At 63.2% G+C, this 11,839-nt stretch carries 9 protein-coding genes, 1 pseudogene and 1 riboswitch; of the genes and pseudogenes, 8 read left to right on the top strand and 2 right to left on the bottom strand.

The window, feature by feature from the left end:
• Positions 1–764 (bottom strand): annotated as a pseudogene (locus tag I8N66_RS19005) (hypothetical protein); the annotation flags it as partial.
• Positions 765–1,033: 269 nt separating this feature from the next.
• Here I8N66_RS19005 and I8N66_RS19010 point away from each other — a divergent pair.
• The 5 genes from I8N66_RS19010 to I8N66_RS19030 all read left to right on the top strand — a co-directional run bounded on the left by I8N66_RS19010 (position 1,034) and on the right by I8N66_RS19030 (position 7,602).
• Positions 1,034–2,716 (top strand): NAD+ synthase, encoded by a 1,683-nt coding sequence (locus tag I8N66_RS19010; RefSeq protein ID WP_291156629.1) that lies wholly within the window; start codon positions 1,034–1,036, stop codon positions 2,714–2,716.
• A gap of 3 nt (positions 2,717–2,719) precedes the next feature.
• A complete protein-coding gene (locus I8N66_RS19015; RefSeq protein ID WP_291156631.1) occupies positions 2,720–3,067 on the top strand; it encodes a hypothetical protein in 348 nt (115 codons plus the stop codon).
• 13 nt (positions 3,068–3,080) lie between these two features.
• Positions 3,081–3,908, top strand: coding sequence for a TolB family protein (locus tag I8N66_RS19020; protein ID WP_291156634.1), 828 nt, complete (start codon positions 3,081–3,083; stop codon positions 3,906–3,908).
• A 165-nt stretch (positions 3,909–4,073) separates the two neighbouring features.
• Positions 4,074–5,807 (top strand): ankyrin repeat domain-containing protein, encoded by a 1,734-nt coding sequence (locus tag I8N66_RS19025; protein ID WP_291156637.1) that lies wholly within the window; start codon positions 4,074–4,076, stop codon positions 5,805–5,807.
• Between the two features lie 247 nt (positions 5,808–6,054).
• Complete coding sequence (locus I8N66_RS19030) at positions 6,055–7,602, top strand: GGDEF domain-containing protein (RefSeq protein ID WP_113540100.1); 1,548 nt, start codon at positions 6,055–6,057, stop codon at positions 7,600–7,602.
• Here I8N66_RS19030 and I8N66_RS19035 read toward each other — a convergent pair.
• Positions 7,577–8,596: a LacI family DNA-binding transcriptional regulator gene (locus I8N66_RS19035; protein ID WP_291156642.1), complete on the bottom strand. Its 1,020-nt coding sequence runs from the start codon at positions 8,594–8,596 to the stop codon at positions 7,577–7,579. The two genes, I8N66_RS19030 and I8N66_RS19035, sit on opposite strands and share 26 nt — an antisense overlap.
• Positions 8,597–8,700: 104 nt before the next feature.
• Here I8N66_RS19035 and I8N66_RS19040 point away from each other — a divergent pair, with 104 nt between their 5' ends.
• The 3 genes from I8N66_RS19040 (at position 8,701) to bluB (ending at position 11,774) form a co-directional block, all read left to right on the top strand.
• Positions 8,701–9,894 carry a phytanoyl-CoA dioxygenase family protein gene (locus I8N66_RS19040; RefSeq protein ID WP_291156645.1) on the top strand — a complete coding sequence of 398 codons (1,194 nt, stop codon included), beginning with the start codon at positions 8,701–8,703 and terminating at the stop codon, positions 9,892–9,894.
• Between the two features lie 88 nt (positions 9,895–9,982).
• The gene (locus I8N66_RS19045; protein ID WP_291156648.1) at positions 9,983–10,795 is read left to right on the top strand and encodes an SDR family oxidoreductase; all 813 of its coding nucleotides are present in this window, start codon (positions 9,983–9,985) and stop codon (positions 10,793–10,795) included.
• Between the two features lie 28 nt (positions 10,796–10,823).
• Positions 10,824–11,034, top strand: a riboswitch (cobalamin riboswitch).
• A gap of 44 nt (positions 11,035–11,078) precedes the next feature.
• Complete coding sequence (gene bluB, locus I8N66_RS19050) at positions 11,079–11,774, top strand: 5,6-dimethylbenzimidazole synthase (protein ID WP_113540097.1); 696 nt, start codon at positions 11,079–11,081, stop codon at positions 11,772–11,774.
• Positions 11,775–11,839: the final 65 nt, after the last annotated feature.

Below are 11,839 nucleotides of genomic sequence, written 5' to 3' on the forward strand. Positions count from 1 at the left end.
ATACGGTCGATCGCGTCGGCCATGTAGCCGGCAGGCGCGCTGACATTGGCCATCGGCAGGTTGATGGCAAACGCAAGGGCGAAACCGTTGTGCTTATAGTTCTCGGTCTGGTCCCACATGATGGGGATGACCTTCAAGCGGTCACGGATCCAGGAGAACTGGTTGTAATCCATGATGTTCCAGAAGGCGACGAGCAGCGGCAGCGCGAAGGCCAGACGGGCAACACGCTCGCGCGTCGAAAGCTTGGGAAAGGTCCGCCAGGCAAAACGCAGGAGAAGGGCGATCGCGACGACGGCGGCGATCAGGCCGACGGCGATGCCGATGGCCGTCCACGGCCGATCCTTCACCAGAACGGGCATCAATTCCATGATCTGGCGGCCGAACAGGAAGTCGGTCGGATAGAGCGGATCGGAGAGGAAGACCTGTTTCTGCTGGCAGACGACGGCAGGGATGATGGCAAGCGGTGCGATCACCACTGCCGATTTGTGCTCGCGACCGAAAATACCGTCAACGGCCAGCATGATCAGGAAGAATGCGCCGACGGTCGTCAGCGCCGGGCGCGTCGGATCGAGCATGTAGGCGAGCGCATCGGACAGCGACTGACGCACGATCAGTTCGACGACGAAGACGAGGGAGGCTGCGACGAAGAGGGAGAACAATGCGCTGCGGGTGGCCGCAAGTGTCTTGGCGTGCCGTGCGGTGAAGCCGGGTCTATCGACGTAGACGCGCGAGCCTCTCGCGACAGCGGAATCGATACTAGCCAACATGTTCTCCAATTTCATAAATGCGTCGTGTAACTGTCATACGCCTGTCATTTTGAACAGGGGATGAATGGTTTCTTAACGTGGTTTGGGAACAGGTTTTCGTGACGTGAGGGCACTGCAACGGCCCTTCATAAGAACCGGGAAAGACAGAATTTTTCGGTATTTTTTCGCGGAGCGGCGATTGGCTGTGGGTATTTTCCCGCGGATTGCGCTAAAGAACACTGCGAAAGTCAGACGCAATCGCTCAGAAAAGACCGACAGGCCCGCTCATGACCGCTCACAAGACCGCCCCCACCATCCTCCGCATCGCAGTCGCCCAGCTCAATCCGACGGTGGGTGACATCGCCGGAAACCTGGCCAAGGCACGCGAGGCGCGCGCTGATGCCGCGCGCCAGGGCGCCGATCTCCTGTTGCTGACGGAGCTGTTCATTTCCGGCTATCCGCCGGAAGATCTCGTTTTGAAGCCGGCCTTCCTGAAGGCATGCCTGCAAGCAGTCGAAAAGCTGGCGGCCGAGACGGCCGACGGCGGACCGGGCGTCATCATCGGTTTGCCGCGGCTTGCCAAATCCGGGCGACACAATTCGGTGGCGGTGCTTGACGACGGCAAGGTGATCGCATTCCGCGACAAGGTCGATCTGCCGAACTACGGCGAGTTCGACGAAAAGCGCGTCTTCGATCAGGGGGAGATGCCGGGCCCGGTGAACTTCCGCGGCGTGCGCATCGGTATTCCGATCTGCGAGGACATCTGGGGCGATCTCGGCGTGTGCGAGACGCTGGCGGAAAGCGGCGCGGAGATCCTCTTGTCGCCGAATGGTTCGCCCTACTATCGCGGCAAGGTGGATGTCCGCCACCAGGTGGTGCTGAAGCAGGTTCTCGAGACCGGCCTTCCGATGATCTATGCCAACCAGCTCGGTGGCCAGGACGAGCTTGTGTTCGACGGCGCAAGCTTCGCCTTCAACACCGACAAGTCGTTGGCCTTCCAGATGAGCCAGTTCGAGGAGGCGATTTCGATCGTCGAATGGAAGAAGGGCGGCGGCGGCTGGCATTGCGAAGGCGGCCTGAAGTCTCGCCTGCCGGAGCGGGAGGAGGCGGATTACCGCGCCTGCATGCTCGGCTTCCGTGACTATGTGAACAAGAACGGCTTCAAGAATGTCGTGCTCGGACTTTCCGGCGGTATCGATTCGGCGATCTGCGCCGCACTGGCCGTCGACGCCCTTGGCGAAGAGCGGGTGCGCACCGTCATGCTGCCCTACCGCTACACCTCGCAGGAATCGCTGAAGGACGCCAAGGAATGTGCCGCCGCTCTCGGCTGCCGCTACGACATCGTGCCGATTTCCGAGCCGGTCGAAGGGTTCCTGAGCGCGCTTTCCGATACGTTTGAGGGAACGGAGCCCGGCATCACCGAGGAGAACCTGCAGAGCCGCACGCGCGGCACCATTCTGATGGCGATCTCCAACAAGTTCGGCTCGATGGTGGTGACCACGGGCAACAAGTCGGAAATGTCCGTCGGCTATGCCACGCTCTATGGCGACATGAACGGCGGTTTCAATCCGATCAAGGACCTCTACAAGATGCAGGTCTATGCCATATCGAGTTGGCGCAATACCACGGTTCCCCCAGGTGCACTGGGCCCATCGGGCATCGTCATTCCGCAGAACATCATCGACAAGGCGCCTTCGGCAGAGCTTCGTCCCAACCAGACGGACCAGGATTCGCTGCCGCCCTATCCGGTGCTCGACGATATTCTCGAGTGCCTGGTGGAAAAGGAGATGGGGACCGACGAGATCGTGGCGCGCGGCCATGACGAGGCAACGGTGCACCGGGTTGAGCATCTGCTCTACATCGCCGAGTACAAGCGCCGGCAGTCGGCACCGGGAGTGAAGATCACCAAGAAGAACTTCGGCCGCGACCGGCGCTACCCGATCACCAACCGCTTCCGCGATCGGGGGTAGGTGGTGAGCGCGTCTGCCGAAGCGCGGGACGGAGGGGAAAGCCGTCCGGAGTTCACGGAGGAGGAAATCCGGCTCGTTCGGCTATGCTCGCTGAGCGACGCTTCGGTGAGCAGGCAGCTTTCGGCGCAGGTCGCCTATTTCGCAACACCCGCGGTCTTCGGGATCTACGGTCTGGCGATCGGCAGCCTTGTCATCGTCGGGGTTGCCTTCGTCTGCACGCTGCTGCTTTTGGCCTGGGGCTTCTTCTCGGCTTGGCGGGACCAACGCAATCTGATCCTGATGCAGTCGACCTGCACCAAAATGCTGGCGACATTGCCGCCGGGCGAACGCGACAAACAGCTTCGCGGCTAGGCAGGAGAGAGGCATGCGCAGTTCCATCGAAATCCACGACATCATCAGCGGCGAAACACAGGTCGTCTGGCAAACGGACCGGCTGGTCGAGGCGCCGAACTGGTCGCGGGACGGCACGCACCTGATCATCAATGGCGATGGCCGACTTTATCGCCTCGGCCTCGACGGTTCGGAGCCGGTGGAGATCGACACCGGCTTTGCCACACTCTGCAACAACGACCACGGCATTTCGCCGGACGGGGCCACGATCGCAATCAGCGACAAGACCGAGTTCGGCAAGTCGGCAATCTATCTGCTGCCGGCCGAAGGCGGCACGCCGCGGCTTGTGACCCGCAACCTGCCGTCCTACTGGCACGGCTGGTCGCCGGATGGACGAACGGTGACCTATTGCGGAATCCGCGACCAGGTCTTCGACATCTACACGATCTCTGTCGATGGCGGCGAGGAGCGGCGGCTGACCCACGGGGAAGGGCGCAACGACGGGCCGGACTGGTCGGCGGACGGCGAATGGATATACTTCAACTCCAGCCGCACCGGACGCATGCAGATCTGGCGCGTTCGGCCCGATGGCAGCGCCGTCGCGCGCATCACGAACAGCCCCTATGGCGACTGGTTTCCGCACCCTTCGCCGAATGGAAAGCATTTGCTGGTGCTCTCCTATGACGGCGACGTGTTCGATCATCCCAGGGACCTCGACGTCCGCCTGCGATTGATGGACATGGATGGCCGCAATGCGCGCGTGCTGTTCGAGCTCTTCGGCGGGCAGGGAACGATCAACGTTCCCAACTGGTCTCCGGAGGGCGATCGCTTCGCCTTCGTTCGCTACGAACCGGAAAGCTGACAAAGCTGGACAAGTATACTTGCGGCATGCTAGCGCTGAGCTCGTTCGCAGGGCGCATCCGATCCGCGGGAAGGGCAAGGCCCACCTGTCTCACTGAACTTGGTTGCCACACCTCTTTTCAGTCTGTGGGCGCGGATACCGGACGAGAATGAAAGGAGGTCTTTCATGATCGCGCGCGATCTTTCCGCGAACCTTACCCTCGATATGCTCCGCAAGCAGGCCAAGGCTCTATTGAAGGCCGTAAAGGCCGGCGATGCCAGCGCAAGCCAGCGGGCGCTACCTTACTTTTCCGATCTCGCCACGATGGGCCTTCAGGATGCCCAACTGGTGCTTGCCCGCGAATTCGGCTTCTCGAGCTGGACCAGGCTGAAGCGGCATTTCGAAAAGGCGGGAGCAGCAAAGCCGGCAACGGAGCAGCTTGCGAACCGGTTCCTGTCGCTTGCAACCGTTTCTTATTTCAGTGACATAGCGCCGGATCCCGAACGTTTTTCTGAGGCGTTCTCCCTGATCGAGACCCATCCTGAAATCGGCGAGGACAGCATTCATGTCGCGGCAGCAAATGGCGATGCCGCTGCGGTCGACCGCTGGCTTGATCGTGATCCGAAACTTGCAACCAGGCGCGGCGGTCCCTACGACTGGGAGCCGCTGCTTTACGCCGCCTATGCCCGGGTTCCCGGTCGCTCCTCCTTGGAGGTCGGCGCGCGGCTGATCGCGCGCGGGGCCAATCCGGACGCCCATTGGCTGGATGATGGCCAGTATCGTTTCACGGCGCTGACCGGCGTCTTCGGCGAGGGCGAGGCCGGGCGCGAGCGGCAGCCGCCGCACCCGGAGTGGGCGGCATTCGCGCGGCTGCTGCTTGACGCCGGAGCCCAGGCCAATGACAGCCAGGCGCTCTATAACCGGATGTTCGAGCCTGATAACGGCTGCCTGAAGCTGCTGCTCGCCTATGGCCTCAACGCCAATGACAGGAACAACTGGTTGGTGCGGGCCGACGGCGGTTTCGTCGAGAACGGCGAGCGCGTTTTCGACTACCAGCTTGCCTGGGCGCTCGAAAAACGCATGGGCGACCGCGTGCGGCTTCTGGTCGAGCACGGCGCTGACGTCAATCGCACCATCAAGGGGCGAACGCCTTACCAATGGGCGGAACTCGGCGGCGACGGGGTACTGGCGCAGTATCTGATTTCGCAAGGTGCAGTGGAAGCACCGCTCGACGATGTCGACCGGTTGGCCCGGGCGATCTCGGAAAACGACGGAGACGTGGCAAGGGCACTTGGCGATGCCGATCCGACGCTGATTGCACGAACGCAGACAGCGCATCCGGTATTGCTGCATGAAGCGGCTGGTGAGGACAGGCGCGTCGAAGCGACGCTCATGCTGTCGCTCGGCTTCGACGTCAACCGCATGACATCGCGCACGCCGCTACACGAGGCGGCGCTGCACGGGCATCTCGCAATGGCGAGGCTGCTGCTCGATCACGGCGCTAATGCAACGGCCCGCGATCCCTTCCATCATGCGCCGCCGATCGGCTGGGCCGCGTACAATGGCAGGGCCGAGATGGTGCGTTTCCTGAAGGAAGAGCCGCTGGATATCTTTGCGGCCGCATCGTTCGGTGTACTCCATCGCATTGCCGAGAACCTCGACCGGCAGCCAGACTTGCTCGAAACGCCGTTCGGCCGCTTCCGGGGCCACGGCCGTCCGGCGCCGCAACAGGATTGGATGACGCCGCTGGCATTCGCCGTAGTCAACGGGCAGGCCGCCGCCGTGCGGCTGCTCCTTGATCGAGGTGCCAATGCCGGCGTCCGGGACGGCATCGCGGGTCCGTCGATCCGCGATCTGGCGCGCGACAAGGGCGATGAGGAGATCATCTCCTTGCTGCGCCCGGCGGCCGTGCCGAAGTAAACACCCGGTGCAAATGGGGGAGTGCTGGCTTTGGCTTGCGCTCCCTGCAAGCGCACCTGCGACTGCTGATTGTCAACGGATTCAGCGGGTTGAAACCGTTAAGTATTTCAACACCAGCTTATTTAAGCCAAACTTTGACTTTGCTCTCTACGGTGCTGCCCGTGCCCGCCGCCGTCGCTGTGCATCGCGCTTGGAAAGGCGCGATGCACGCTCGCGACAGCCGGCCGGACGAGGGGGCGATTGCATCATGGACAAGACTTTGCGGCTAGCGAAGCGGAGAAGAACGGTTTGGGCAATCCATGCCGCCTGCACCCTGGTCGCCGTCTTGATCATCGCGAGCCTCATCTACGTTCTCGATCGGTCCGTCGCCGAGGCGGACCGCTTCGGCCTGTCGGCCGAGCGCCGCCTGGTGGCAAACGAGCTGCGCCACCAGATGGATGCGGTCGTTCAATTTCAGGCGCAGATCTCCTTCTGGGACAAGACCTATCAGGAGCTCGCCAATGGGCATGTCAGCGACATCTTTGCAGCGGATGAGCTGATGGGCTGGCTGTGGGAGGACTACGGATTCTCCTGGCTGATCGTGACGGACGTCGATCACAAGGTTTCGACGGTGTTGAAGGATGGTGTGGTCGTGCCGGGCGACACGGCCCGTGTGCCGCTTGACGAGGTCGATGATCTGCTCGACGAAGCCAAGCGCCGCTACGACAACTCGCTCAGAAACAACCATGGTTCCTATGTGCTTGATGTCGTCACCCCGGATCCGCAATCGCTGATGCCGGCCGTGCCCGGAATTCATGCGGTGGACCTGCGCGAGATCGACGGGCGCATGAGCGTGGCGGTCGTTCAGGCGGTCATCCCGGAAACGCTGGTGATCCCGGCCGAGCGCCGGGCACCGATGCTCATGGTCTCGGTCAGGCCAGTGACGGCCAAGATGACCCGCGAAATCGCCGCGCGCCTGGGTATCCGCGGGTTGGCCTTCGTGCCGCTGACCGAGCGGCCGGAGGGTAGCGTCTATGCCTCGATCGGGCGCTGTTCGGACGCCTCCTGTCTGGTGGCGGCGTGGATGCCGAAGTCGCCGGGTGGCTTTGTGCGCGCCGAACTGCTGCCGAGCGTCATCGCCATGGCGATCGTCGCGGCGCTGCTGATGGCGTTCGTCGCCTTCCGCTTCTCGACACTCTTTGCCGCCTTGCAGCAGAGCGAGGCGCTCAACCGCCATCTCGCCAAGCACGATCGCCTGACGGGTCTGCTCAACCGCAGCGGTTTCGACGATATGCTGGCGGCAGCGCTGCTGCGGGCAAAGACGCATCCGTTCACGCTGGTCTATGCCGATCTCGACGAGTTCAAGGCGGTCAACGACCGCCACGGCCACGCGGCCGGCGACGCCGTTCTGGTCGCCATGGCCGAGCGCTTTCGCAACCGAGCCGGACCCAAGGGGACAGTCGCGCGGCTTGGCGGCGATGAGTTCGCCATCATCCTCGGCGATTGCAGCGAGACGGAAGCCTGTGGTCTTGCGGCTGGCCTTGTCGCCGATGCGCAGACGCCGGTCGCGTTCAACGGCCAGTTGCTCGTCGTCGGTGGCAGCGCCGGCATCGCTTTCGCGCCACGACATGGCCTGACGGCGCGCGCCCTGCTGCTGGCTGCGGATGAGGCGCTCTATCTTGCCAAACGGCGCGGCCGCAACCGCGTCGAGACCGCTGACGATGCGGTGTTGCCGGGCGAAGCCTCCGGCGAGGAGCCACCCGCCGGACCGGGCGGCTCGGGCGATTTTCCTACTCCGGTACGTTATAGGGCGTGATGACCACGACGGCTGAAAGCTGAGGGCCGACGGCGGTGGACGGAGCGCGGCCATGGAGCATGATCGTGCGGAAGGCCGTGCGGGCGTCGGTCTTCAGATCATGGTGAAGGACGAAGTGAATGCGCCGCGCGCGCAGCAGCGCCAGATTGTCCTCGTCCAGATCATGGGCAATGTAGAGCGCACAGTGGCGGCCGAGACGATCGAAGGCTGCGAGTACCGAGCGATTGCCGCCGCCGATCGAATAGGCGGCATTGATGTCCTGGTTGGCGGCAAGCGCCGCGTCGGCCAGCGCGCCCGTCTCGCTGTCGCGACCATGCCCTTCGCTGATCTCGACGATCCGGATTGTCGGATAATGTTCGCGCAGCACCCGGCGAAAGCCGATCTCGCGCTCCTCCTCACCGCGGAAACGGCCGCTGGATAGCGTCACGAGAACGGTGGCTTCGGCACCGGCAAAGCGCTCGCCGATCAGATAGGCGGCGGTTTCTCCGGCCGCCCTGTTGTCGGCGCCGGCATAAGCGGTCCGCTGGGAATGGGGCAGATCTGTCACCAGCGTCACGACGGGAATGCCGCTGGTTTCGAAGCGTGCGACGGCCGCGACGATCTCGGGCACATCCGGTGCCTTCAAGACGAGCCCATCGGTTCCTCGCAGGCGGATGCGATCGAGCAGTTGCACGATGTCGTGTGGGCGCATGGTCTCGGCGAAGTGAAAACGGCAGCGAAAGCTTGTCGGTGCCAATGTCATCGCTTCGCTTTCGAAGGCCCGCCGCACCGCATCGGTGAAGCGCTCGGGCGCCTCCATGACGATATCGATCGCGAACTTGCGGCCCTGAATGTCGAGTCCGGCCTGCTGCTTTTCCAGTTCCTCGATGGCAGCGCGAACACGGGCGCTCGTCTGGCGGCGGACGCCCGGGCGCTCGTTGAGCACGCGATCGACCGTCGCGGTGCTGAGGCCGGCCTGAAAGGCGATGTCCTTGACCAGAAACGGATGGGCCATCGCCATGGATCTCCTGATGGATTTTTGATGGATTCTTGCCCTATATCATGTTTTGCCGCCGCCTATAGTCGTGTTCATCAAGGTGTTCCAGAGGAGGAAACGGGATGAAGACCGACAACAGTGCGCGGCAGCGGATCGAGCGTGTGTGGCTCACCGAAGAGACCTGCGGTATCGAGGCATTCCGGGCGGAAGTGGAGCGCCGAACCAATCTGGCGGACTATCCCCATGCCTCGGGCTGCGACAAGAACGTGCTGAGCTACAACAGCGCCGATCTCGTCGCCGCCTGCGGCAATTCCGAGACGCGGCGTGCGGTGCTTGCCGAGATCTGCGAGGCGCTGGCGACCGGCCCGGGCGTGGCGGTCTTCAAGCGCGCCTTTGCCGATACCGCCGCGGTCGATGTCGCGAGCACCGTCTTCGACGAGATCATCGAGGAGCAGCATCGCAGCAACAGCGGCGGCGGCGATCACTTTGCCAAGCCCGGCGCCAACGATCGCATCTGGAACTCGCTGGAGAAGCACTGCCTCAAGGCACCGGAGAATTTTGCCGCCTATTACGGCAATACCATCATCGCACTCGTCAGCGAAGCCTGGCTCGGGCCGAACTACCAGATGACGGCGCAGGTGAACCGCGTCAATCCGGGTGGTGCTGCGCAGTCGGCGCACCGGGACTATCATCTCGGCTTCCAGACCTCCGCGGTGATCGAGCAGTACCCGGCGCACGTGCACAAGCTCTCGCCGGTGCTGACGCTGCAGGGCGCGGTTGCCCATTGCGACATGCCGCTCGAGAGCGGACCGACGCTGTTCCTGCCCTATAGCCAGACCTATGTGCCGGGCTACCTGGCGCTCAACCGGCCGGAGTTCCGCGCCTATTTCGACGAGCATCACGTGCAGCTCCCGCTCGAAAAGGGCGATGTCGTCTTCTTCAATCCGGCGCTCTTCCATGCAGCCGGCAACAACCGCTCCGCCGATATCCGTCGCGTGGCGAACCTGCTGCAGGTGTCCTCCGCCTTTGGCCGGGCGATGGAGACCGTCGATCGGCTGACGATGAGCGCAACGCTCTACCCGGCGCTGAAGGCGTTGCTGGCCAACGGCCAGCTGACCGAAGCGGAAGCGGCCAACGCGATCGCATCCTGTGCAGAAGGCTACTCCTTCCCGACCAATCTCGACCGTGATCCGCCGCTCGGCGGGCTGGCGCCGAAGACCCAGGCACAGCTGATGCGCGAGGCGCTGGCCGCGGGAACGAGTTCGCAGGATTTTCACGCGGCGCTCGACGCGCAGGCGAAGCGCAAGCTGAGCTGATGGTTCAACTACCCATTCGAAAGGCTCCCGGTGCGTTTCGCCCGGGAGCCGTCGCTGTTTGACACGATCATCTTCGAGGAGCAATTCGATGAGTGGACAATTGGAAGGCAAGATCGCCGTCGTCACCGGTGGCACGCAAGGGTTGGGCGCAACGATTGCCGGCCTCTTCGCCGAGCGTGGTGCTGCCGGCATCGTCATCTGCGGACGCAATGCGGCCAAGGGGCGGGCGAAGGCTGAGGAGATCGGCAAGGACAGCGGCGCGAAGGTGGTCTATGTCGAAGCCGATCTCGAAAAGGTGGAGGACGCCCGTAAGGTCGTTGCCGCTTGTGATGCGGAGTTCGGCCGGGTCGATGCGCTGGTCAATGCCGCCGCGATCACTGACCGCGGCACGATCCTCGATACGACGCCCGAACTTTTCGACCGGATGTTCGCGATCAACGTGCGAGCGCCGTTCTTCCTGATGCAGGAGACGGTGAAGGTGATGCGACGCGAGCGAACCGAAGGCACGATCGTCAATATCGGCTCCATGTCGGCGATGGCCGGGCAGCCCTTCATCGCCGCCTATTGCTCGTCGAAAGGGGCGCTGGAGACGTTGACCAAGAATACGGCCTATGCGCTCCTGCGAAACCGCATTCGGGTCAACGGCCTGAATATCGGCTGGATGGCTTCCGAAGGCGAGGACCGGATCCAGCGCGAGTTTCACGGTGCATCGGTGGACTGGCTCGAAAAGGCGGCTGCCAGCCAGCCGTTCGGCCGGCTCGTCGACCCGGCAGAGGTGGCACGTGCCTGCGCCTATCTGTCTTCGGCTGAATCGGGGCTAATGACCGGATCGGTGATCTGCTTCGATCAATCGGTCTGGGGCGGCTATGACGGTTCGCCGCATCCGGTGGCGCCGCTATAGGCGGCGCTTGTCTTTCGGTTGCCGCTATGCGCTTATGGCGGCGTCAGGTGCCCGCGCGAGCGGGAGAATCGGGAATCCGGCGTCATTCCGGAACGTGCCCAACGCTGTGACGGGGACGGTCGCCTCTAAGTGCCTTGAATTGATTCAAGGATTTGCCACTGGATCTTCAATCGGTCTGGGAAGGTGAGGCGGCCGGTTGAACCGGAGTCAGAAGACCGGCCTGGCAAGATAGACCGAACCCCGCGCGGACGGCGGGAGGTTGCGCATTGTTGGGGATCGAACGATGCTAACTGAACCGAAGGGCGGCCTTGCGGCTGCCGGTGCCTTCGCGCGCAATGAGCGGGAGGCCGTCTACCGCGCCATCGAAACACGCCGCGACGTGCGCGACGAATTTCTCGCAGAACCTCTTCCCGACGATCTGGTGAAACGCCTGCTTACGGCTGCGCATAGCGCGCCGTCTGTCGGCTTCATGCAGCCCTGGAACTTCGTGCTGGTGCGAGCGGAAGAAACGCGTGAGCGCGTCTGGCAGGCCTTTCGCCGCGCCAACGACGAGGCCGCCTTGATGTTCGAGGCGGAACAGCAGACGAAGTACCGTTCGCTGAAACTCGAGGGCATTCGCAAGGCGCCGCTCAGCATCTGCGTCACCTGTGACCGCACGCGCGGCGGCGCCGTCGTCCTCGGCCGTACCCATAATCCGCAGATGGATGTCTATTCCACGGTTTGCGCCGTGCAGAACCTGTGGCTTGCCGCGCGCGCCGAAGGTGTCGGTGTCGGCTGGGTCAGCATCTTCCACGAGGCGGAGATCAAGGCGATCCTCGGCATCCCTGGTCATGTCGAGATCGTCGCCTGGCTCTGCCTCGGCTATGTCGATCGCCTCTACCAACAGCCGGAGCTGGCGGTGAAGGGATGGCGGCAGCGTCTGCCGCTGGAAGAACTCGTGTTCGAGGAAGGCTGGGGGAACTGCAGCGAGCGTTCCTGAAACCCGTTGCGCCAAAGTGCGCAGCGGTATTGCGACAGCGATGCGAAATATCGAGAACTTGAAGC

It is taken from the genome of Ensifer sp. SSB1, from assembly GCF_016652895.1.
Taxonomy (GTDB): Bacteria; Pseudomonadota; Alphaproteobacteria; order Rhizobiales; family Rhizobiaceae; genus Ensifer.

Bases quoted from the DNA above. Each gene is read 5' to 3' on its own strand.
- I8N66_RS19010 (WP_291156629.1), top strand. From the start codon at position 1,034: ATGACCGCTCACAAGACCGCCCCCACCATCCTCCGCATCGCAGTCGCC.
- I8N66_RS19020 (WP_291156634.1), top strand. From the start codon at position 3,081: ATGCGCAGTTCCATCGAAATCCACGACATCATCAGCGGCGAAACACAG.
- I8N66_RS19025 (WP_291156637.1), top strand. From the start codon at position 4,074: ATGATCGCGCGCGATCTTTCCGCGAACCTTACCCTCGATATGCTCCGC.
- I8N66_RS19030 (WP_113540100.1), top strand. From the start codon at position 6,055: ATGGACAAGACTTTGCGGCTAGCGAAGCGGAGAAGAACGGTTTGGGCA.
- I8N66_RS19035 (WP_291156642.1), bottom strand. From the start codon at position 8,596: ATGGCCCATCCGTTTCTGGTCAAGGACATCGCCTTTCAGGCCGGCCTC.
- I8N66_RS19040 (WP_291156645.1), top strand. From the start codon at position 8,701: ATGAAGACCGACAACAGTGCGCGGCAGCGGATCGAGCGTGTGTGGCTC.
- I8N66_RS19045 (WP_291156648.1), top strand. From the start codon at position 9,983: ATGAGTGGACAATTGGAAGGCAAGATCGCCGTCGTCACCGGTGGCACG.
- bluB (WP_113540097.1), top strand. From the start codon at position 11,079: ATGCTAACTGAACCGAAGGGCGGCCTTGCGGCTGCCGGTGCCTTCGCG.